The 22,121-nt window shown below is 72.8% G+C and carries 21 protein-coding genes; 18 read left to right on the forward strand and 3 right to left on the reverse strand.

The genetic code is table 11. From position 1 onward, the window contains the following. Positions 1-3: 3 nt before the first annotated feature. From M3666_RS10240 to M3666_RS10275, 8 genes are all read left to right on the forward strand, one after another. Positions 4-681, forward strand: a complete 678-nt coding sequence (locus M3666_RS10240) for a response regulator transcription factor (RefSeq protein ID WP_066657217.1) — start codon at positions 4-6, stop codon at positions 679-681. Continuing rightward, positions 674-2,011: a HAMP domain-containing sensor histidine kinase gene (locus M3666_RS17085; protein WP_251155163.1), complete on the forward strand. Its 1,338-nt coding sequence runs from the start codon at positions 674-676 to the stop codon at positions 2,009-2,011. The genes M3666_RS10240 and M3666_RS17085 overlap by 8 nt, the downstream gene beginning before the upstream one ends. 89 nt (positions 2,012-2,100) lie before the next feature. Beyond that, positions 2,101-2,751 carry a PepSY domain-containing protein gene (locus M3666_RS10250; protein WP_251155164.1) on the forward strand — a complete coding sequence of 217 codons (651 nt, stop codon included), beginning with the start codon at positions 2,101-2,103 and terminating at the stop codon, positions 2,749-2,751. A gap of 101 nt (positions 2,752-2,852) precedes the next feature. Then, the gene (locus M3666_RS10255) at positions 2,853-3,374 is read left to right on the forward strand and encodes a helix-turn-helix domain-containing protein (RefSeq protein ID WP_066657202.1); all 522 of its coding nucleotides are present in this window, start codon (positions 2,853-2,855) and stop codon (positions 3,372-3,374) included. After that, positions 3,361-3,846 (forward strand): GNAT family N-acetyltransferase, encoded by a 486-nt coding sequence (locus M3666_RS10260; protein ID WP_209684862.1) that lies wholly within the window; start codon positions 3,361-3,363, stop codon positions 3,844-3,846. Before M3666_RS10255 ends, M3666_RS10260 begins: the two co-directional genes overlap by 14 nt. Before the next feature lie 56 nt (positions 3,847-3,902). Continuing rightward, positions 3,903-6,068 carry a glycosyltransferase family 39 protein gene (locus M3666_RS10265; protein WP_251155165.1) on the forward strand — a complete coding sequence of 722 codons (2,166 nt, stop codon included), beginning with the start codon at positions 3,903-3,905 and terminating at the stop codon, positions 6,066-6,068. A 61-nt stretch (positions 6,069-6,129) separates the two neighbouring features. Further along, positions 6,130-7,260: a bifunctional GNAT family N-acetyltransferase/class I SAM-dependent methyltransferase gene (locus M3666_RS10270; RefSeq protein ID WP_251155166.1), complete on the forward strand. Its 1,131-nt coding sequence runs from the start codon at positions 6,130-6,132 to the stop codon at positions 7,258-7,260. Then, on the forward strand, positions 7,257-7,979 hold the full coding sequence (locus M3666_RS10275) for an alpha/beta hydrolase (protein WP_209684865.1): 723 nt from the start codon (positions 7,257-7,259) through the stop codon (positions 7,977-7,979). The genes M3666_RS10270 and M3666_RS10275 overlap by 4 nt, the downstream gene beginning before the upstream one ends. Positions 7,980-8,055: 76 nt before the next feature. On the opposite strand, the gene M3666_RS10280 is transcribed toward M3666_RS10275, so the two are convergent. Beyond that, positions 8,056-9,405 carry an APC family permease gene (locus M3666_RS10280; protein ID WP_209684866.1) on the reverse strand — a complete coding sequence of 450 codons (1,350 nt, stop codon included), beginning with the start codon at positions 9,403-9,405 and terminating at the stop codon, positions 8,056-8,058. A 165-nt stretch (positions 9,406-9,570) separates the two neighbouring features. Between M3666_RS10280 and M3666_RS10285 the strand changes: the two genes are divergently transcribed. The 3 genes from M3666_RS10285 to M3666_RS10295 all read left to right on the forward strand — a co-directional run bounded on the left by M3666_RS10285 (position 9,571) and on the right by M3666_RS10295 (position 13,893). After that, entirely contained in the window at positions 9,571-10,332 is a 762-nt protein-coding gene (locus M3666_RS10285; protein WP_209684867.1) for an HAD family phosphatase, read from the forward strand. A gap of 85 nt (positions 10,333-10,417) precedes the next feature. After that, positions 10,418-12,928, forward strand: a complete 2,511-nt coding sequence (locus M3666_RS10290) for a glycoside hydrolase family 65 protein (protein WP_066657193.1) — start codon at positions 10,418-10,420, stop codon at positions 12,926-12,928. Between the two features lie 197 nt (positions 12,929-13,125). Then, entirely contained in the window at positions 13,126-13,893 is a 768-nt protein-coding gene (locus tag M3666_RS10295) for an SDR family NAD(P)-dependent oxidoreductase (RefSeq protein ID WP_251155167.1), read from the forward strand. 16 nt (positions 13,894-13,909) lie between these two features. Here M3666_RS10295 and M3666_RS10300 read toward each other — a convergent pair whose 3' ends face one another. Then, complete coding sequence (locus tag M3666_RS10300; RefSeq protein WP_251155168.1) at positions 13,910-14,425, reverse strand: DUF1697 domain-containing protein; 516 nt, start codon at positions 14,423-14,425, stop codon at positions 13,910-13,912. 111 nt (positions 14,426-14,536) lie between these two features. Here M3666_RS10300 and M3666_RS10305 point away from each other — a divergent pair, with 111 nt between their 5' ends. The 3 genes from M3666_RS10305 to M3666_RS10315 all read left to right on the forward strand — a co-directional run bounded on the left by M3666_RS10305 (position 14,537) and on the right by M3666_RS10315 (position 17,103). Then, complete coding sequence (locus M3666_RS10305; RefSeq protein ID WP_251155169.1) at positions 14,537-15,109, forward strand: transcriptional regulator; 573 nt, start codon at positions 14,537-14,539, stop codon at positions 15,107-15,109. Then, positions 15,106-16,374: an MFS transporter gene (locus M3666_RS10310; protein ID WP_251155170.1), complete on the forward strand. Its 1,269-nt coding sequence runs from the start codon at positions 15,106-15,108 to the stop codon at positions 16,372-16,374. Before M3666_RS10305 ends, M3666_RS10310 begins: the two co-directional genes overlap by 4 nt. A 249-nt stretch (positions 16,375-16,623) precedes the next feature. Then, a complete protein-coding gene (locus tag M3666_RS10315; protein WP_251155171.1) occupies positions 16,624-17,103 on the forward strand; it encodes a hypothetical protein in 480 nt (159 codons plus the stop codon). Between the two features lie 166 nt (positions 17,104-17,269). On the opposite strand, the gene M3666_RS10320 is transcribed toward M3666_RS10315, so the two are convergent. Next, positions 17,270-18,742, reverse strand: coding sequence for an NCS2 family permease (locus M3666_RS10320; protein ID WP_209684873.1), 1,473 nt, complete (start codon positions 18,740-18,742; stop codon positions 17,270-17,272). A 147-nt stretch (positions 18,743-18,889) separates the two neighbouring features. On the opposite strand from M3666_RS10320, the gene folE reads away from it, so the two are divergent. Genes folE through M3666_RS10340 form a run of 4 tightly spaced genes read left to right on the forward strand, consistent with a single transcriptional unit; the run spans position 18,890 to position 21,930 of the window. Next, positions 18,890-19,495: a GTP cyclohydrolase I gene (gene folE, locus M3666_RS10325; protein ID WP_235426399.1), complete on the forward strand. Its 606-nt coding sequence runs from the start codon at positions 18,890-18,892 to the stop codon at positions 19,493-19,495. Further along, on the forward strand, positions 19,492-20,430 hold the full coding sequence (folP, locus tag M3666_RS10330; RefSeq protein ID WP_251155172.1) for a dihydropteroate synthase: 939 nt from the start codon (positions 19,492-19,494) through the stop codon (positions 20,428-20,430). Before folE ends, folP begins: the two co-directional genes overlap by 4 nt. Further along, the gene (locus M3666_RS10335) at positions 20,427-21,182 is read left to right on the forward strand and encodes a pyrimidine reductase family protein (RefSeq protein WP_251155173.1); all 756 of its coding nucleotides are present in this window, start codon (positions 20,427-20,429) and stop codon (positions 21,180-21,182) included. Before folP ends, M3666_RS10335 begins: the two co-directional genes overlap by 4 nt. Before the next feature lie 43 nt (positions 21,183-21,225). Then, complete coding sequence (locus M3666_RS10340) at positions 21,226-21,930, forward strand: hypothetical protein (protein ID WP_066657173.1); 705 nt, start codon at positions 21,226-21,228, stop codon at positions 21,928-21,930. The last annotated feature ends 191 nt before the right edge of the window (positions 21,931-22,121 follow it).

A 22,121-nucleotide genomic window follows, 5' to 3' on the forward strand; every position in this document is an offset into this window, starting at 1 on the left:
ACGATGCGTGTGCTGGTCGTCGACGACGAGGTGCGGCTCGCGGACGGCATCCGCGCCGGGCTGCAGGCCGAGGGCTTCGCCGTCGACGTCGCGCACGACGGGGTCGACGGGCTCTGGTACGCCCGTGAGCACCCGTACGACGCCATCGTCCTCGACCTGATGATGCCGGGCATGAGCGGCTGGAAGGTGTGCGAGACGCTCCGCGCCGAGCAGGACTGGACCCCCGTGCTCATGCTGACCGCGAAGGACGGTGAGTGGGACCAGGTCGACGCCCTCGACGCCGGTGCCGACGACTACGTGACCAAGCCGTTCTCGTTCCCGGTGCTCGTCGCGCGTCTCCGTGCGCTCGTCCGCAGGGGGTCCCGGGAACGACCCACGGTCCTCCGGGCCGGCGACCTGCGTCTCGACCCGGCGGAGCGACGGGTGTGGCGGGGCGAGGAGCTGCTCGACCTGACGAGCCGGGAGTTCACGGTCCTCGAGTACCTCATGCGGCACGCGGGTCAGGTGCTGTCGAAGCGCGACGTCATCGCGAACGTCTGGGACGACGACTTCGCGGGCGACCCGAACATCGTCGAGGTGTACGTCGGGCACCTGCGCCGGAAGGTCGACCGGCCGTTCGGCCGGACCGCGATCGAGACCGTCCGCGGGGCCGGCTACCGCCTGGACGCCGACGGTGGCTGACCGGTCGCGGCGGGTCCGACGGCCGCGCAGCATCCGTGCACGCGCGACGGGAGGCGCGGCGGTCGTCGTCCTCGTCGCGCTCGTGATCGGGGCGGTCGCCTTCGTCTGGGTCCTCCGGAGCTCGCTGTCCGACGGCGTCCGGTCGTCGGCCGAGCAGACGCTCGACGGCCTCTCCGCACGGGTGGAGGCGGACGGTGTCGCCGCCGTCGAGGCCGAGGGCGACGACGTGCTCGCCCAGCTGCAGGACGGCACCGGCCGGGTGCTCGCGCGGGCCGAGGACAGTCCCGACGCGGCCCTCTCCGGCGCCGAGGAGTCCCGGTACCGGCACGACGGCGAGCGCTGGTCCCTCGTGTCCGACGACGTCGAGCTGCCGGACGGCACCGAGGGCGTGCTCGTCGTCGGGCTGCCGCTCGAGGACGCCGACGCCGCCGTGCGGACCGTGTCCGTGCTGCTCGTCGTCGCCGTCCCGGTGGTCGTGGCCCTCATGTCGCTCGTGACGTGGTTCGTCGTCGGTCGAGCGCTCCGTCCGGTCGACCGGATGCGCCGCGAGGTCGACGACGTCGAGGGCACGAACCTGCACGCGCGCGTGGCGGAACCGGGCTCGGGGGACGAGGTCGACCGTCTCGCCGCCACGATGAACCGGATGCTCGCGCGGCTCGAGGCGTCGCAGCAGGCCCAGCAGCGCTTCGTCTCGGATGCGTCGCACGAGCTGCGGTCCCCGCTCGCGACGATCCGGCAGCACGCCGAGGTCGCCCGGGCGCACCCCGACGTCACCGGGACGGCCGAGCTGGCCGCGGTCGTCCTCGACGAGGGTGCCCGTCTGCAGGACCTCGTCGAGTCGCTCCTCCTGCTCACCCGTGTCGACGAGCGGGGCCGTACCCGTGACCGGGCGGTGGACCTCGACGACCTCGTGTTCGCGGAGGGGTCGCGGTCCGCGGGGGCCGGGGTCGTCCGCGTGGACGTGTCCGGTGTCGCTCCCGCGCGGGTCGGCGGGGACGACCGGCTGCTCGCCCGGGCGGTGCGGAACCTCGTCGACAACGCCGTCCGGCACGCCGTGAGCACCGTGACGGTCACGCTCGTCGGGACCGGCGACGACGCGGTCCTCACCGTCGACGACGACGGGCGGGGGATCCCGGAGCAGGACCGGCAGCGCGTGTTCGACCGCTTCGTGCGGCTCGACGAGGGCCGTGCCCGGGACGCGGGTGGGTCGGGGCTGGGGCTCGCGATCGTCGACGCCGTCGTCCGGGCGCACGGCGGCAGCACCGCGATCTCGACGGCCCCGGCGGGCGGAGCCCGGTTCACGGTCCGGCTCCCGCTGCTGCACGACTGATGCGCTGCCCGAGGGGCGTGCCGGACGCCCCCGGCGTCACCCCAGGTGGCTTCAGGCCTGCTTCAGTGCCCGTTCCGCAGGCTTGCCGCATGCAGACCACGACGAAGACCACCGCCCGCCGCATCGCCCTCCTCTCCGCGCTCCCGCTCGTCGGGGCGCTGGCGCTCGCCGGCTGCGCCGGTGACGACGACCGCGACGACACGGCCGCCCCGGCTGCCTCGGCACCCTCCGTGACGGCGACCGACGGCGGCGCGAGCGGCAGCACGGGCAGCGGCCGCACGGGCAGCGGTTCCGACGCCGCCGGGAACGACGCCCTCGGAGCCGCTGCGGAGACCGCACGGGAGGCCGTCGGCTCGGGTACCGTCACCTCGATCGAGCAGGAGGCCGGCGGTACCTCGTGGGAGGTGCTCGTCGTGACCGCGGACGGCAACGAGCAGGAGGTCCACGTGGCCGCCGACGGGGAGCGCACCACCGCCGGTCCGACGGAGGACTCCACGGACGCCGAGGACGTCGCGGACAACCAGCGGTTCGTCGACGCCGCAGACCTGTCCGTCGAGCAGGCAGCATCCACGCTCGTCGAGACGGTGCCCGGCACGGTCACCGAGCTCGGACTCGACGACCACGCCGGCACGGTCGTCTGGGAGGGTGACGTCCGCGACGACGCCGGGACGAAGCACAGCATCCGGATCGACGCCGGCAGCGGCGAGGTCGTCACGAACACGGTCGACACCGACGACTGACCCGCAGAAGGGCGCCGACGCCCGGGTGACGGGGCACTGGCGGGTGCGTGTCGTGTCCGTGTCGTGGTGCTGTCGCCCCGGGCGTTCCTAGGCTCGGCACCATGAACGAGATGCGGATCGCCACCCTCCGACGTGAGCGCGGCTGGACCCAGGAACGGCTGGCCGAGGCGAGCGGCGTGGCCGTCCGGACCGTGCAACGACTCGAGGGCGGGAACGACGCGAGCCTCGAGACCCTGTCCGCGATCGCCCGGGCGCTCGAGGTCCCGGTGCGGGAGCTCTTCGCGCAGGACGACCCCGCGGAGCTGGAGCCGGGCGTGCGCGGGCTCGACGAGCGGACCGAGGCCGCCGCGGCTGCAGCTGCGTCGGAGCAGGCCGCGCGTGACCGGTTCGTCGGCGGGTTCTGGTCGCTGTACTCCGCGGTCGGGATCGCCTTCGGGATCCTCGCGGTCCTGCTCCTCGTCCTGCACGTGTGGTCCCCGCTGGTGTTCCTGCTCGTCGGGGCGTACTGGGCGGTCGGGCGGTTGGCCGGACGGTTCCTGCTCGACTCGGTGCTCGGCCCCTGGCTCGACCGGCGCTGGCCGCTGTCGTCGGCGACCGACGTGCCGGTCCGTGCCGCTCGCTGAGCCGACGCCGGTTCGCGTCGGGCCGGACGACGTCGACGAGGTGCACGCCTTCCTGTCGGCGTGCGACCTGACGGTCGCGGGGCTGTCGGACCCGGGCGTCCGGCTCTGGGCGCTCCGTGGTCCGGGCGGCGCCGTCGTCGGTACCACCGGGTACGAGACCGGGCCGGACGGGAGGCACGCCCTCCTCCGCAGCGTCGCCGTCGGACCGGCGCTGCGCGGCTCGGGTCGCGGTGCGGCGCTCGCTCGGTTCGCGATGGCGGAGGCGACGGCGGGCGGGGCGCGACGGGCGTGGTTGTTCAGTCGGCGGTCCGGGCCGTTCTGGCAGGGCCTCGGCTTCGCGCCGGCCGATCGCGCGGAGCTCGCGACCGTGCTCGCCGGCACGACGCAGGTCGAGCTGTTCCGCGCAACCGGGCAGCTCGGGGACGAGGTCGCGTGGAGCCGGCTGCTGGTCCCGCCCGTACCGGTCCCTTAGGGGCGTCCAAGGCTGCGCCGACGATCCGCGCACGTCGGGATCGCACCCTCGGGGGCATGACCCAGACGATCCCCGCCGAGCGCCCGCGCCTGCTCCCGCCACCCATCCGTCCGCACGGCGTCCGCGACCGCCTGGTCGGTCTCGTCCGCGGCCGTGCGGACACCGCGCGGTGGGAGTGCCCCGCGTTCCTCGGGCTGCTGCTGGTGACCGCTGTCCTCTACGTCGTGAACCTCGGCGTGAACGGCTGGGCGAACGCGTTCTACTCGGCGGCGGTGCAGGCGGGGAGCCAGAGCTGGGAGGCGTTCTTCTACGGCTCCTCCGACGCCGCGAACGCGATCACGGTCGACAAGCCGCCGGCGTTCCTCTGGGTGATCGGCATCTCCGTCCGGTTGTTCGGGCTGAACTCGTGGTCGATCCTCGTGCCGCAGGCGTTGATGGGCGTCGCGTCGGTGGCGGTCCTGTACCGGATCGTCCGGCGCCGGTTCTCGGCCGGCGCCGCCCTGACCGCGGGTGCGGTCCTGGCCACGACCCCGGTCGCGACCCTCATGTTCCGCTACGACAACCCGGACGCCCTGCTCGTGCTGCTCACCGTCGGGGCGGTCGCCCTGACGCTGCGCGGGGTCGAGTCCGGGCGGATGCGGTGGGTCGTCTGGGCCGGCGTGCTCGTCGGGCTCGGCTTCCTGACGAAGCAGCTGCAGGCGTTCCTCGTGCTGCCGCCCCTGGTCGGGGTGTACCTCCTCGCGTCGCCCCGCCCGGTGCTCCGGCGGATCGGGCACCTGTCCGCGGCGGCGCTCGCCGTGGTGGTCTCCGCCGGGTGGTGGGTCGCGATCGTCGAACTCGTGCCGGCCTCGGCTCGGCCGTACGTCGGCGGGTCGCAGACGAACAGCTTCCTCGAGCTGACCTTCGGCTACAACGGGCTCGGCCGGGTCACGGGCGACGAGACGGGGAGCGTCGTGCCCGGCGGGACGACCGGGGCGGGGTCGTGGGGCTCGACCGGCCTGACCCGGCTGTTCGGCTCGGAGTTCGGCACGCAGGTGACCTGGCTGCTGCCGACCGCGCTCGTGCTGCTCGTCGTGTCCCTCGTGGCGCTCGGGGTCCGTCGCCGCCGTGACCCGCGGCTCGCGACCGTGCTGGTGCTCGGCGGCTCGTTGCTCGTCACCGGGCTGGTCTTCAGCTTCATGGGCGGGATCTTCCACCCGTACTACACGGTGGCGCTCGCGCCGTACATCGCGGGCGTGGTCGGCATCGGTGCCGGGCTCCTGTGGCAGCGCCGCGCGGTGCTCGCCTGGCGCATCGCCGCCGCCGGCGTCGTCGCACTCTCCGGAGCGTGGTCGTCCGCGCTGCTGTCCCAGGCGTCGTCGTGGCAACCGTGGATCCGGTGGGTGGTCCTCGTCGCGGCCGTCGTCGGGACCGTCCTCGTCCTGCTGCCGCCGCGCGGTCGGGGCCTCGCGGGGGCGACGGTGGCGACCGTGCTCGTCGCGGCGCTGCTCGGGCCGACGGCGTTCTCGGTGCAGACCACCACGGTCGGGCACACGGGTGCGCTCCCGTCGGCCGGGCCGAGCGTCACGACGAGCGGGTTCGGCGGGGGTCGCGGCGGCGTGCCCGGTGGTCAGGGTGGCCCCGGCGGCCAGGGAGCGCCCGGCGGCCAGGGAGCGCGCGGCGGTCAGGGCGGCCCCGGCGGAGCACCGGGCGGCCAGACCGGCCAGAACGGGACCGGCCAGAACGGGACCGGCCAGAACGCGACCGGCCAGAACGGGACGCGCCAGAACGGGACGAGCCAGAACGCGAACGGCCCGGGGACCGCAGGCGGCACCGACGGCCGCACGAACGCCCCCGGCGGCGGCACGAACCTGCTCGGCGGTTCGACCGAGGTGTCCGACGAGGTCGTCGCCGCGCTGTCCGCGGACGCCGACGAGTACACCTGGGCCGCCGCGACCGTCGGGTCGAACAGCGCCGCCACGTACCAGCTCGCGACGGGCGACCCCGTGATGGCGATCGGCGGCTACAACGGCACCGACCCGGCCCCGACCCTGGCGGAGTTCCGGACACTCGTCGCCGCGGGGAAGGTGCACTGGTTCGTCGGTGGCAGCACCAGCACCAGCACCAGCACCAGCAGCAGCGGGAGCGACGCCGCAGCCGAGATCGCCGAGTGGGTCGCCGCGCACTACGAGCCGACGACGGTCGACGGCGTGACGATGTACGACCTCACGCCGGCGTCCTGACCACGGACACCGCCGGTACCGCCCGCGTCCCCCGGACACGAGCGGGCGGTACCGTCGATCCGTGACCATCGAGCTGCGCCGGGTGACCGCCGAGGACTGGGCCGTCTGGCGCCCGGTCCGCCTCGCCGCCCTCACCGACGCGCCGCAGGCGTTCGGCTCCCGCCTCGAGGACTGGCAGGACGCTCCGGAACACCGCTGGCGCACCCGGTTGTCGCTGCCGGGCGCGGTCGACCTGCTCGCGGTCGAGGAGGGCGACACCGTCGGGATGGCGAGCGGGGTCCCCGACCCGGACGACCTCGCGCTGGCCGAGCTGATCTCGATGTGGGTCGCGCCGGGCGCCCGCGGTCGGGGGCTCGTCGCACGCCTCGTCGACGAGGTCGCCCGCGTGCTCGTCGTGCAGGGGACCGAACACCTCGAGCTCTCGGTGATGCCGGACAACGACCGCGCACGCCGGGCGTACGAGCGCATCGGGTTCAGCGCGACGGACACCCCCGGTGACCGGCTTCCGGACGGCCGGACCGAGACCGTGATGCGCCGCGACCTCAGCGCCGAGCGCACGCTCCTCGCGTACGAGCGCGGCGCCGACCGCTGGACGGAACGGACCGACGGCCACCGCGCGGGACTCGTCGACGACCTGCTCGGCCTCGTGCCCGGCGGCGCCCACGTCCTGGAACTCGGCTCCGGCCCAGGTCGGGACGCGGACGCGCTCGAGGCAGCGGGCCTCCGTGTCGACCGGACCGACGGCACCACGGCGTTCGTCGACCGGCTCCGCGCCGCCGGCCACGAGGCCCGCGTGCTCGACGTCCGCCGCGACGGCTGGGGCGGCCCGTACGACGCCGTCGTCGCGAACGCGGTCCTCCTGCACGTCGCGCGGTCGGACACCCCCGCCGTGCTCGAGCGCGCGCGCCGGGCGGTCCGCCCCGGTGGCGTCCTCGCGGCGACGGTGAAGCGGGGCGACGGTGACGGCCAGGGTGACGGCTGGAGCGACCGGAAGCTCGACGACCCCCGCTGGTTCACCTACTGGGACGAGGACGCCCTCGCGGCAGCCGTCACGACCGCCGGGTGGCACGACGTCCGGGTCCGTGAGACCACCCGCCCCGGCGCCGAGGAGCGCTGGCTGACCGTGACGGCCCGTCGGCCCGAGGAGGACCAGCCCGACGAGGACCGGCCCGACGAGGAGGACCGACCGTGAACCGAGCACTCCGATGGACCGCCTGGGTCGTCACCGTGGTGGTGCTGCTCGCGGTGGTCTTCCTCGTGTACGCGAACATCGTCATGCAGGGCACCAGGAGCGCTGCGCTGCAGGTCTGGCGGGACGACCGTGTGGCCGTGCGCGACGTGGGCGACAGCGTCGTGATGACCCCGACGGGCAGCGACGACGGCAAGGGCATCGTCTTCATCCCGGGCGCGAAGGTCGACCCCTACGCGTACCTGGCGACCTTCCGCCAGGTCGTCGCCTCGGGCACCACCGTCGTCATCACGAAGCCGACGCTGAACCTGGCGTTCTTCGACACCCGCCCGTTGGCGACCTTCGAGGCGCACGCACCCGGTGTCCGCACCTGGGCGGTCGGCGGCCACTCGCTCGGCGGCGTCCGCGCGTGCCAGCTCGCGCAGGACGCGGACGGTCTGCTGCTGCTCGGCAGCTACTGCGCCAACGACATCGCTCGTTCGTACGTCCAGGTCCTCAGCGTTTCCGGCTCTCGCGACGGCCTCTCGACGCCGGAGAAGGTCGCCGCTGCCCGCGACGAGCTCCCCTCCACGGCGCGGATGGTCGAGATCGAGGGTGCGAACCACGCCGACTTCGGCGCCTACGGCGACCAGCCCGGCGACCGCACGGCGACGATCTCACGCGAGGACGCGCGGGCGCAGATCAGCGCGGCCGTCCAGGACTGGGTGCGCACCCTGGGCTGACGCGACCACACGACAGACCGGAGGCTCGGTGCCAGCCGGCACCGAGCCTCCAGACCGTCGGCTGATCGGGGAGTGATCAGTGGATGCGGCCCGCCTCGTGGTCGCGACCGGTCCGGCGGCCCGTCGCACGGGCGACGAAGTACAGCACCACGCCCACGGCCAGCAGCAGGGCGGCGTACAGCCAGACCTGCCCGCTCTGCTGCGTGAGCAGCAGGATGCAGGACGCCACCCCGAGCACCGGCACCCACGTCCACACACGGAAGTGGTCGTGCTCGACCCTGTCCTTCCGCAGCACCAGCACGGCGACGTTCGTGCTGATGAAGACGAACAGCAGCAGGAGCACGACGGTCTCGGCGAGGGTTCCGACGTCACCGACGAGCGTCAGGAGCATCGCGACGACGGTGGTCGCGACGATGGCGACCCACGGGGTCTTCCGGTTCGGCAGGACCTTCGCGAGCAGGGCGGGCAGGAGCCGCTGCTCCGCCATGCCGTACGTGACGCGGCTCGCCATGATCATCGTGAGGAGCGCGCCGTTCGCGACGGCGACCAGGGCGATGAGGCTGAACACCCAGTCGGGGATCGGCACGCCGGTCGCCGACACGACGGCCAGCAGGGGGCCGCTCGACCCGGACAGCTCCGAGGCCGGCAGGGCGATCGAGCTCGCGAGCGCGACGAGCACGTAGACGACGCCGGCGGCGGCGAGGGACCCGAACAGCGCGCGGGGGTAGATGCGACGGACGTCGCGGACCTCCTCGGCGATGTTCGCCGAGGTCTCGAAGCCGACGAACGAGTAGTAGGCGACGATCGCGGCGCTCAGGGTCGCGAGTGCGGGGTTCGCCTCGGCGGGGAAGGCGCCGATGCGCGAGACGTCGCCGCCGCCACCGCCCAGCATGACCGCGACGACCACGATGACGATGACCAGGCCGGAGACCTCGATGATCGTCATGACGACGTTGCTGCGCAGCGAGTCGGAGATGCCCCGGGCGTTCAGGCAGGCGACGAGTGCGAGGAACACGATCGCCGTCGGCACCGGCGGCAGGTCCACGAAGGTGCCGAGGTAGTCGCCCGCGAACGCCAGCGAGAGCCCCGCGGCGCTCGTGACACCGGCGGCGAGCATGCTGAAGCCGACGAGGAACGACACGATCGGCGTCCGGTACGCCCGCTCGGCGAACACAGCGGCGCCACCGGCCTTCGGGTACTTCGTCACGAGCTCGGCGTACGAGCCCGCGGTCAGCAGGGCCAGGAGCAGCGCGAGGACCAGTGGTGCCCAGAGCGCGCCGCCGACGTCCTTCGACAGGGTGCCCATGAGGGCGTAGATGCCGGCGCCGAGCACGTCGCCGAGGATGAAGAGGAACAGGAGCGGGCCGGTGATCGCCTGCTTGAGCTTCGAGCCCGAGCCGTCCTGGGCCGTCGTGGTGGTGCTCATGTGGTGCCTTCCGTCACGCCCAACCTCGACGGGGAGCGGTCCGAGCGCTCCCGGAAGGTCCGCTCGGCGCGGTCGACACGGGTCCTCCCGAGCCTGAGCGTCCGAGCCGGGGCGGTCCTAGACTCGATCGGAGCCGAACCGACCACCGAGACCAGAGGAACTCCGATGACGATGCCGGACCGGCGCACGCCCGCACGACTCGCCGACACACGGGCACTCCTGTTCGACCTGGACGGCGTGCTGACGCCCACCGCCGACGTGCACATGCGCGCGTGGAGCCGCCTGTTCACGTCGTTCCTGTCCGAGCACGGCGCTGCGCCGTACACGGAGCAGGACTACTTCGACCACATCGACGGCAAGCCCCGCTACGACGGGGTCCGTTCGTTGCTCGCGTCCCGGGGCATCGAGGTCCCGCAGGGCGCGCCGGACGACGCCCCCGGGAGCGACACCGTGTGCGCGCTCGGCAACCGCAAGAACGCCGAGTTCACGGCCGAGCTGACCGAGCACGGCGTCGAGCCGTACCCGGGGTCGCTCCGGTTCCTCGTCGCCGCGATCGCCGCCGGCATGCAGGTCGCCGTCGTGTCGAGCTCGGCGAACGCGACGCAGGTCCTGCGCACGGCGGGCATCCTCGACCACTTCCCGGTGGTCGTCGACGGCCTGGTCGCGCGTCAGGACGGCCTCGCCGGCAAGCCCGCGCCGGACACCTACCTCGACGCCGCCGGGCGCTTCGGGCTGGCCCCGGCCGAGTGCGTCGTCGTCGAGGACGCCACGAGCGGGGTCGAGGCCGGTCGGAACGGCGCCTTCGGGCTCGTCGTCGGCGTGGACCGCGGCGCCGGAGCCGACGCGCTGCGCGAGCACGGCGCGGACGTCGTCGTCCAGGACCTCGCCGAACTCGTCGACCAGCTCCCGGCCCCGCGCACCAGCTAGCCTCCCGTCCCACCGGAACGGCCCCGACGGCGCGGCCAGACCGTCCGACCACCGCACGACTCCTCCCTCCCACGGAGCACACGCCATGAACCCCATCACCTCCGACCCCCTCGACCGCGTCCGCTACCCGGTCGACGAGTGGGCGCTCGTCGAGACCGAGTACGCCCCGGACGAGCAGGGCGTCGCGGAGACGAACTTCGCGGTCGGCAACGGCTACCTCGGCCTGCGCGGCAACCTCGACGAGGGCCGCGGCGGCGTGCAGTACGGCACGTACGTCAACGGCTTCCACGAGACCTGGCCGATCCGGCACGCCGAGGACGCCTTCGGCTTCGCCAAGACCGGGCAGACGATCATCAACGCGCCCGACGCCAAGGTCATCCGGTTGTACGTCGACGACGAGCCGCTGGTCCTGGCCGAGGCCGACATCCTGCGGCACACCCGTCGGCTCGAGTTCCGCGGCGGCTACCTGTACCGCGAGACCGAGTGGTCGACGCCGTCCGGCAAGCGCGTGCTCATCCGTGCCCGTCGACTCGTGTCCTTCACCGACCGGCACCTCGCCGTCATCGACTACGAGGTCACCGTGCTCGACGGGGACGCCTCGATCCTGCTGTCGAGCCAGATCCTCAACCGGCAGGACGTGCAGGACGAGTACCACGCGGGCATGCGGGCTGCGGCGAACGCCTTCGACCCCCGCAAGGCCGAGGCGTTCACCGAGCGGGTGCTCGAGCCGAAGCTCAAGCGCAGCACGGGCGGCCGTTCGCTGCTCGGCTACCAGGCGTCGAGCTCGGGCATGACGATCTGCGTCGGTGTCGAGCACCACCTGGAGACCGAGAACTCGTGGGACGAGGCGTCGTCGATCGAGGACGACCTCGCGAAGCACGTCTACCGCGTGCAGGCCCGCGCCGGGGTGCCGATCCGACTCGTGAAGCACATGGTCTACCACACGTCCCGCGGGGTGCCGGCGCGGGAGCTCGCCGACCGGTGCGAGCGGACGCTCGACCGTGCGCGCGCCGAGACGGTCGAGGAGACCTTCGCCAAGCAGCGCGCGTGGATGGACGACTACTGGACGCGCAGCGACGTCGAGATCCCGGGGCAGCCCGCGATCCAGCAGGCGGTCCGGTGGAACCTGTTCATGCTCGCGCAGGCCACCGCCCGCACCGACGGGCACGGCATCGCGGCGAAGGGCGTCACGGGCTCTGGGTACGGCGGTCACTACTTCTGGGACATGGAGATCTACGTCCTGCCGTTCCTGTCGTACACGGCGCCGATCGTCGCGCGGAACGCGCTGCGCTTCCGCTACAACATGCTCGACGCCGCTCGGTCGCGGGCGCGGGAGCTGAACCAGCGCGGGGCGCTCTTCCCGTGGCGGACGATCAACGGCGAGGAGTCGAGCGCGTACTACGCGGCCGGCACCGCGCAGTACCACATCGATGCGGACATCGCCCATGCGCTCATGCAGTACGTGCGGGCCTCGGGCGACACCGACTTCCTGAAGCGCGGGGCGATCGACATCCTGGTCGAGACCGCCCGCCTGTGGTCCGACCTGGGCTTCTGGCGGTCGAACGGCGACCGGAAGTTCCACATCGACGGGGTCACCGGGCCCGACGAGTACACGACGGTCGTCGACGACAACCTCTACACGAACGTGATGGCGCGGGCCAACCTGTGGTTCGCGGTGAACGCCTGCCGGCAGCTCGCGACCGACGACCCGGAGGAGTACGGCCGCATGGTCCGGCGCACCGGGCTCGTCGACGACGAGGTCACCGAGTGGGAGCACGCCGCCGAGTCGATGGAGATCCCGTTCGACCCGCACCGCGGCATCCACCCGCAGGACGCCCAGTTCCTCGACAAGGAGCTCTGGGACCTCGAGAACACGCCCGAGTCCAAGCGGCCGCTGCTGCTGCACTACCACCCGCTGGTGATCTACCGGTTCCAGGTGCTCAAGCAGGCCGACGTCGTGCTCGCGCTGTTCCTGCAGGGCCACGAGTTCACCGCGGCCGAGAAGCGTCGCGACTTCGACTACTACGACGCCCTGACGACCGGTGACTCGACGCTCTCCGCCGTGGTCCAGTCGATCATGGCGGCCGAGGTCGGGTACCACGACCTGGCGGCGCAGTACTTCCTGACGGCGCTCTACGTCGACCTCGCCGACCTGCACGGCAACACCGCGGACGGCGTGCACATCGCGTCGACGGGCGGCATCTGGGGTGCGCTCGTGAACGGCTTCGGCGGCATGCGCGACCACGGTGGCCGGATGACGTTCAACCCGCGCCTGCCGAAGGACTGGGAGCGCCTGACCTACCGCATCCAGGTGCACGGCTCGCGCGTCCGGGTCGACCTGGAAGAGGACGCGATGACCTTCACGGTGGAGACCGGCGAGGGCTTCACCGCGTGGGTGCACAACCAGCAGTGGGACGTCACCGCGGGGGCGCCGACGGTCGTGCCGCTCGCCCACCACGGGCCGCGGATGAGCGGGCACGCGCCCACCACGAGCGACATCCAGGGCACGCTCCGGGCGGACGGCTCCGTCATCACGGCGTCGATCCCGATGATCTCGCTGGACCGGAACCTCGACCTCGACGAGACCACCGCCTGATCGTCCGGCCGGGAGGCGCGGTGCGGGTCCGCCCCGCGCCGCGCCTCCCGTCGTCTCCGTACCCTCCACACCGGCACCGGTGCCGCCTCCGTCCCGCCTGCACACGCGCCCAGGCGGGTGCGGGCACCGTGGTCGTCCGTGCCCCCGGGCCGACGGCGTCTCCTGCGGCACGAGCAGTGCATCGAGAGGAGACACACATGGACAAGCGGTTCGAGGGCAAGGTCGCGATCGTCACGGGAGCCGGGTCGGGCATCGGCGAGGCCACCGCGCGGGCGTTCGTCGACGAGGGAGCTGCCGTGCTGCTCGTCGACAGTGTCGAGGACAAGGTCCGTGCCGTCGCCGACAGCCTGCCGACCGGTCGTGCGGTCGCGCTGCAGGCCGACGTGGCCGACCCGGCGGCGTGGGAGACGATCGTGTCCAACGCGGTGGATCGGTGGGACCGCGTCGACGTGCTCGTGAACAACGCCGGCACCTTCACCTCCGGCGACATCACCGACATCGAGCCCGACGAGTGGCACCGGGTCATCGAGACCGATCTGTCGAGCGTGTTCTACGGCACGCGCGCGGCGCTGCCGTTCCTGCGGGAGACCAAGGGGTCGGTCGTGAACACGTCATCGGTCTCCGGGATGGACGCCGACTGGCGGATGAGCCCGTACAACGCGGCGAAGGGCGGCGTCTCGAACTTCACGAAGGCCGCGGCGCTCGACAACGGGCAGTTCGGTGTCCGGGTGAACGCGGTCGCGCCGGGCCTCATCTGGACGGACATGACCCAGCAGCAGGCCGAGGACGAGGAGCTCCAGCACGCGTTCGCGGAGCGTGTCTCGCTCGGTCGCGGCGGGCGCTCGGAGGAGGTCGCTGCAGCGGTCCTGTTCCTGGCCAGCGACGCTGCGTCCTACATCACGGGAGCGATCCTGCCGGTCGACGGCGGGACGACCGCGAGCAACGGGCAGCCCGCGCAGTCCTGACCGTCCGACGCGCGGCTCAGAGCAGCTTGCGCAGGGTGTTCGTGTTGCGGGTCGTCGTCGTGCGCCGGAAGCGCGCGGCGGCGGCCCGCTTCGCGAACGCGGTGTCGGTGCTCGAGCCCTTCGGGCAGGACCAGTAGACGACACCGTCGCCCCGGGCCACCCGCTCGACACCGTCGTCGAGCGACAGGTCGGCGACCAGGCCGTCGAGGGCGGCGTCGTCGGAGCCGAAGACGACGTGGTCGTGCCGGTCGGGGGCGGAGTCGAACGGGAAGCCGTCGACGACCTCGGCGAGTCGCTCGTGCGGGACGAGGACGATCCGGGCGTCGTACCCGAAGCGGTCCCGCAGGGCCTGCTCGACGGCGGTCTGCACCGCCGACGCGTCGCCCGGTGCCGTGAACACGACGTTGCCCGAGGCGAGCACCGTCCGCACGTCGGTGTACCCGAGACCCCCGAACAGCGCCGCGAGCTCGGCGTTCCGGATCGTGATCCCGTTGACGTTCACCCCACGCAGCAGCGCGACCCACCTGGCCATGCCGGAACCGTAGCCTGCCCGGCGGCGGTGGGGCGAGCCTCCCGACTGATCCGCAACGACCATTGCGCAAGAAACGTTGCACAAGACGTGTTGTGCACCTATGGTCGAGCCATGGACGTGCAGCGACTCGACGACGCGGCGCAGATGCGCGCGCTCGCCCACCCGACCCGGCTGCGGCTCGTCGGGCTGCTCCGGACCGGTGGCCCGCAGACCGCGGCGATGCTCGGCGAGCAGGTCGACGAGGCACCGGGGACGATCAGCTACCACTGCAAGCGCCTGGCCGACGCCGGCTTCATCGAGCCCGCACCCGAGCTCGGCACCGACCGACGTGAGCGCTGGTGGCGGGCGGTCGCGCAGCACACGTCGTGGGACCTCGCGGACGGCTTCGACGACCCCGACCGGATGGTCGCCGGCACTGCGCTCGACCGGACCGTCGCGCAGGCGTACGCCGACGAGTACACGGCGTTCCTCGACCACGTCCCGGCCTTCGGGCGCGAGTGGGTCGCGGCGTCGAACAGCGGTGACCGGACCCTCCGGCTGACGGTCGACGAGCTGCGTGCCCTCGGGTCGGAGCTGCAGGGCGTCCTCGACCGGTGGGAGGCGCGGAGCGCCGAGCACGAACCCGGCGACGGTGCCGAGCGGGTCACCGCGGTCGTCCAGAGCTACCGGTCGGCGCGCCCGTGAACGCGCACTGGCGGCTGCGGTCGCTGCTCGCCGTCCAGGTGGTCTCGCGGACCGGGAACGTCGCGACGACGATCGCGGTGCCGTTTGTGGTGCTCTCCCGCGGCGGGTCGGCGACGGACGTCGGCATCGCGGCCTTCGCGGCGACGATCCCGATCGTGCTCGGCGGGGCCTTCGGCGGCGTGCTCGTCGAGCGCTTCGGGTTCGTCCGGTCGAGCGTGGCGTCCGACCTGGTCAGCGCCGCGACGCTCGTCGCGATCCCGCTCCTGGCGTGGACCGTCGGGCTGCCGGCCTGGGCGCTGCTCGTGCTCGTGTTCCTCGGCGGCCTGTTCGACACCCCGGGGGAGTCGGGCCGGCGGGTGCTCCTGCCGGGACTCGCGACGGCGGCGGGGATCCCGCTCGAGCGTGCCGTGGGCCACTTCGAGGCGTCGGTGCGCTTCTCGGTGCTGCTCGGCGCCCCCGCGGCGGGACTGCTCGTGGGCGCCGTCGGGCCGTTGCCCGCACTGGCCGTGACCGCCGCCGTGTTCGGGGCGGCAGCGGTGCTCGCCGCCGTCACGCTGCGGGGTGTCGTCGTCGCTCCCGCGACCGACGCGGGCGCCGCCGAGCCGTCCGCCGGGTACTGGCGCGACCTCGGCGCCGGGCTGCGCTTCTGCGTGCGCGACCCGCTCTTCCGGCTCGTCATCACGCTCGTGCTCGTGACGAACCTGCTCGACGCGGCGCGCTCGACAGCGCTGCTCCCGCTCTACGCCGACCGAGTGCTCGACGGCGCGCAGTCGCTCGGGATCGTCAGCGGGACCTTCGGTGGTGCGGCGTTCCTCGGATCCCTCGCGTTCGGGTACGTGGCGCACCGGGTGCCCCGGCGGATCACGTTCGTGGTGTGCTTCGTCCTGGCCGGCGGGCCGTCGCTCGCGGTGCCGGCGCTCGGGCTCGGGCTGCCGTGGGTGCTCGGCGCGTGCGTGCTGTCGGGCTTCGCGGCGGGCGCGCTCAACCCGATCCTGGGGGCCGTCGAGCTCGAGCGCATCCCGTCGCACATGCGGGCCCGGGTGTTCGGGCTCCTGTCGGCGGGGTCGTGGGCGGGCATCCCGCTCGGCGGACTCTTCGGGGGCATCGCTGCGGACGGCATCGGGGTGACCGCGACGTTCGGCGTCGTGGCGGTCGTCTACACGATCGTCACGCTGTCGCCGCTGCTCGGTGGGTCCTGGCGGCTCATGGAGCGCCCGACGGCGACGGCGCCCGCGGCCGTGCCGCCGACGGTCCCGGTCCCGTAGCCCGGTCGGCCGACCGGTCGGCCGGTCGGCCGGCCGGCCAGCCGGTCGGCAGCGCTCGCGGCGGCGCGGTCCGTCGTCACGCCGCACCACCGGAAGCACGTCGCACCACGGAGTTCCGTGGTGCGACGCGCTTGCGGTCGTGCGCGAGCGAGTCGAACCAGCGCACGACCGCACCAGCCGAACGCGACGAAGGAGCCCGTCCCGCACTTGCTCGGAGCGACCCGAGCGACGCTCCGGTAGACGAGGAGCATGACGGACGAGCGCGACGCAGACGGCCAGGCAGCAGACGGACAGGGACCGGACGACGCACACGTGGTGCCCGAGGGGGTGTCCGAGGCGACGGTCGAGGCGCTCGGCACGCTGTCGGCCGCACTCGAGGTGCTCGAGCACGCACGGGGCCTGCTCTACGGGTTCCACCGACTCACCGGGACCGCGGACCTGAACCTCGGCGAGGCCGTCGAACAGCTCCGGAAGGCTGGCCACACCGAGCTCGCCGAGCGGATCGACACCGAGCTGGTCGGCCGCAACGTCATCGACGGGCGGTGGACGTTCCAGATCGTCGAGGACTACGACGACAACTACTACGCCCTCGCCAAGGAGCTCGAGCAGACCGCCCGCGACCAGCTCGTCGGCGGCAAGCGCCACCTGTACGAGGCGGGCATGAAGGAGGACCGGCGCACCCCGGGCCGACGCCGCCACGAGGCCAAGCCGGCGGACGTGTCGGACTGACGACGCGCCTCCAGGCCGGACGTACCGGACGTACCGGACGTACCGGAGGCACTCTCGCGGAACGCACCGTGGGCGGCCCCTCGCAGCGGAACGTCGCTGCGAAGAACCGCCCACGTTGCGTCTCGTGGAGAGCGCGGGAAGCGCGGGACGCGGAAGCGGGAGCGCGCTACCCGACGCCGAGCAGCGCCTCGAGCGGCCCGCGCGCGAAGTACAGCAGGAAGCCCGCCGCGACGACGTAGAGGAGCCAGGAGACCTCGCGGCCGCGGCCGGACAGCAGCTTGATGAGCACCCAGCTGATGAAGCCGGCGCCGATGCCGTTCGCGATCGAGTAGGTCAGCGGCATCACGACGATCGTCAGGAACGCCGGCAGCGCAGCCCCGAAGTCACTCCACTCGATGTCCTTCACCTGCGCGACCATGAGCGCACCGACGACGACGAGTCCGGCGGCCGCGACCTCGAGCGGAACGACCTGGGTCAGGGGCGTGAGGAACATCGACGCCAGGAACAGCAGGCCCGTCACGACCGAGGCCATGCCCGTGCGGGCTCCCTCGCCGATGCCCGACGCCGAGTCGATGAAGACCGTGTTCGACGACACCGACGCGCCACCACCGGCGATGGCGCCGGCACCCTCGACGACGAGCGCCGACTTCAGGCGGGGGAAGGTGCCGTCGGGCTTCGCGACACCGGCGGCCTTCGCGAGCCCGGTCATCGTGCCCATCGCGTCGAAGAAGTTCGTGAAGACGAGGGTGAAGACGAGCATCGACGCGGCGACCGGGCCGATGCGGGTGAACGCTCCGAAGACGTCGGCGTGCCCGACGAGCGACAGGTCCGGCAGCGCGAAGAGGGCGTTCGGCAGGCCGGGGGCGTTGAGGTTCCAGCCGGTGGGGGAGTCGACCGAGGTGGGGACCTTGAAGATCGCCTGCAGGACGATGGCGATCACGGTGGTGCCGATGATGCCGATGAGCAGCGCGCCCTTCACCCGGCGGGCCATGAGCGTGCCGATGATGACCAGGCCGATCAGGAACACGATCGTGGGCAGGGCCGCGACGGAGCCGTCCTCACCGAGCTGCAGCGGCGGCGAGGCGTTCTTCGTGGTGCGGACGAACCCCGAGTCGACGAGTCCGATGAACGCGATGAACAGACCGATGCCGACGGTGATCGCGGCCTTGAGCTGCGCGGGCACGGCCGTGAAGATCATCGTCCGGATGCCGGTCAACGCCAGGATCACGATCACCACACCGTTGATGACGACGAGGCCCATCGCCTCGGCCCAGGTGACCTGGTGCACGACGCTCACGGCGAGGAACGAGTTGATCCCGAGGCCCGCGGCGATGCCGAACGGCAGGTTCGCGACGAGGCCCATCGCGATCGTCATCACACCGGCGACGAGGCCGGTCGCGGCAGCGACCTGCGCGTTCTGCAGCCAGCCGCCGAGGACGTCCTGCGGCGCCTGGTCCTGGCTGAACCCGCCGAGGATCAGCGGGTTGAGGATGACGATGTAGGCCATCGTCACGAAGGAGACGAGACCACCACGGATCTCACGGGGGATGCTCGACCCGCGGTGCGTGATCGAGAAGAAGCGGTCGAGGCCGGATGCGAAGCGGTTCCGGGGCGGGGTGTCGGTCTGCTGGGCGCTCACCGAACGAGTTTACAGAACGCTGGGAGTCCGAGCGGCTCGTGTGTCGCTGCAGGGCACCGGCCCGGAGGCGCGGGTCACCGACCCGGGGGACGGTGCGTCCGACAGGCGGCCGCGTTCTGCGGCCATCCGACGGTGTTGGATGAGAGCGTGAACGAACGTCTGGACCGCGCGCGGGTCGAAGCCGCCGTGCGCGAGCTCCTCCTCGCCGTCGGCGACGACCCTGACCGCCCCGAGCTCGAACGGACCCCGGCGCGCGTCGCCGACTCGTACGCCGAGTTCTTCGCCGGCATGGGGGTCGACGCCACCGCGATCGCCCGCTCCGGCGCCGTGCACTCCGAGGACGGGGAGCGCGGGCAGCTCGTGGTCGTCCGCGACGTGCGGTTCCGTTCGATGTGCGAGCACCACCTGCTGCCGTTCATCGGCGTCGCCCACCTGGCGTACGCGCCGGGCGAGCAGCTCATCGGCCTCGGGACCCTGTCGCGCGTGCTCGACGCCGTGGCCTCCCGGCCGCAGCTGCAGGAGCGTCTCGGCGAGCAGGTCGCGTCGGCGGTGGCCCAGGGGCTCGACGCCGACGGCGTGCTCGTCGTGCTCGACGCGACGCACCAGTGCGTCACCGCCCGCGGCGAACGGCAGTCGGGCTCGTCGACGGTGACCGTCGCCGCGACCGGCAGCCTGGCCGAGGCGTCGGGGCGGGCCGAGGCGATCGCGCTCATCGGGACGGGCGCCGGGACCGACCACGGGGCGGACGCATGACGAGCGAGCAGCCGACCACGGGCCTCCAGGCCGTGACACCCGCAGCCGGCTGGGTCGTGCCGGCCCTGCGCGACCCGGTCCGCACCATCGGGCGCCGCACCTTCGACTTCGACCACCGCATCGCCGTGATGGCGATCGTGAACCGCACGCCGGACTCGTTCCACGACAAGGGTGCGACCTTCGCACTCGACCGGGCCGTCGAGGCCGCCGTCCGCGCGGCCGACCAGGGCGCCGACTGGGTCGACATCGGCGGGGTCAAGTTCGCGCCGGGGCCCGAGCTGTCCGCCGACGACGAGATCGACCGGGTGCTGCCCGTCGTGTCCCAGCTCGCCGAGCAGTCCGACGTCGTGATCTCGGTCGACACCTTCCGGCCCGAGGTCGCTGCGGCGACGATCGCCGCGGGGGCCAGCGTCGTCAACGACACCACGGGGTTGTCCGACCCGCGGATGGCGTCCGTGGTCGCCGACTCCGACGCGACCGTCGTGATCACGCACTCGACCGCCCCGCCGCGCCAGCAGCTGCCGACGCCGCCGACGTACGCCGACGTGACCGCCTCGGTCGTGGACTTCCTGCGCGAGCGGGTCGACCGTGCGCTCGCAGCGGGGATCCCCGAGTCGCGGATCATCGTCGACCCCGGGCACGACCTCAACAAGAACACCGTGCACACGCTCGAGCTGACCCGACGGCTGCCCGAGGTCGTCGCGCTCGGGTTCCCGGTGCTCGCAGCGGTGTCGAACAAGGACTTCGTGGGGGAGTCCCTCGGGCGCGCCCGTGGTGCTCGCCTGTCGGGGTCGCTCGCCGCGGCGACCGTCAGCGCGATGCTCGGTGCCCGGATCGTCCGCATGCACGACGTCGTCGAGAGCGTCGACGCGATGCGCATGGTCGAGGCGGTCCTCGGCTGGCGCGAACCCGTGGAAACGAGGCACAACACGTGACCAGCCCCTCCCTGCCGGCGTCGATCGCCGACCTGTCCGACGACGAGCTGCTCGACCGGTACGCAGGGGACGTCCCCGACGGCCCCTGGCTGCGGGTGAACTTCGTCGCGACGCTGGACGGTTCGGCGTCCGCGTCGGGTCGCACGGCGTCCCTCGGCGGGGACGACGACCTGCGCGTGTTCGACCTGCTCCGCCGGGTCGCCGACGTCGTGCTCGTGGCCGCCGGCACCGTGCGTGACGAGGAGTACGGCCCGATGGTGCTGCGCGACGAGGACGTCGCCTGGCGCCGCGCGAACGGGATGCCCGACCACCCGGTCTTCGCGATCGTCACGAACTCCGCGTCGCTGGACGCGGGCTCGCGGGTGTTCACCGAGGCTCCGGTGCGGCCGATCGTGCTGACGTCCGGGTCCGGTGCCGCGTCGTCGTCCGGGCAGGCCCTGGCGTCCGTCGCGGACGTCGTGGACTGCGGCTCGGATGCTGTCGACGTGGGTGCCGTGCGGGACGCCCTGGCCGTTCGGGGCCTCGACCGGATCCACTGCGAGGGCGGTCCGTCGTTCCTCGGGGCGCTCGTCGCCGCCGACGCGGTCGACGAACTGACGCTGACGATCGACCCGACGCTCGAGGGCGGCGAGGGTCCGCGCATCGCGACCGGGTCCTCGCCGGAGCTGCGCCGGATGCGGCCCGCGCACGTGCTGCTCGGCGACGGCGGTGTGCTGCTGACCCGGTGGGTGCGCGACCGTGCCGAACGGTGACGGGCTCCGGTACTGAAACCTGACATGCCAGTAGGCTCCTGGCATGGTCTCGATCTTCTTCCCCACGCCCCTGACCGCCCGGCCACTCGTCGCGACGGGAGCCGTCGTCGTTGCCCTCGTCAGCGGTCTCGTGACTGCGCCCGACCCAGCGGCCGCTGCCCCGAGGTCCTCGACGACCTCGACCGAGCGGGGCATCCGCGACCTCGTCGAGCAGGCGCAGTCGTGGGAAGCACTCACCGACAGCGAGACCACGGCGGCGGTGGCGGTCTGGTCCGGTTCGGGACGGACGTCCTCGAGCGGGCTCCCCCTCGACCTCGCACGAGCGCAGGCTTTCGTGACGGTCGACGGGACGGTCCTCCGGCTGCCCTTCGCTGAGGGTGCCGACGTGTTGCCCGAGTCCAGCGTCACGGCCGTCCTCGACGGCGGGCACATCAGGACCTGGAGCGAGCTGGTCCTGACGCCGAAGACGGCTGACTCGGGTCGCCTGCAGACCTGGATCAACGGGATCGCCGGTCTCGATCGTGACGTCGCAGCCGGACCGGCGGCGCGCTCGACCTGGTGGAGCCGGTTCTCGTCGTGCCTGAACAGTGCCGGGGTCGCAGCATGGGCCATCACGGCCCTCACCATCGCGTGTTCTGCAGCATGCCTGGTCACAGCGGGTGTCGGCTGCATCGCCTGCATCACTGCTGCCGGCGCGGCGACCAGTGGGACGATCTCCTTCTGCGCGGGGAAGGCGAGCCGAGGGTGAGTCGCCGATCGACCCGGCGCGGCTCGATCGTCGCTGCCGTGCTCTGTGGTTGCGCTGCGGTCGTCATGGTGAGCGGCCACATGGTCCCCGCGCTCCGAGAGGTCCCAGCGGTGGTGTGGATCACGACCCTGGCGCTGATCGTCGCTGCGGGTGCTGTGATCGTTCGAGACCGGCGGCCGGGCGACCGGTAG

This window comes from Curtobacterium sp. ODYSSEY 48 V2, assembly GCF_023712625.1.
Classification (GTDB): Bacteria; Actinomycetota; Actinomycetes; order Actinomycetales; family Microbacteriaceae; genus Curtobacterium.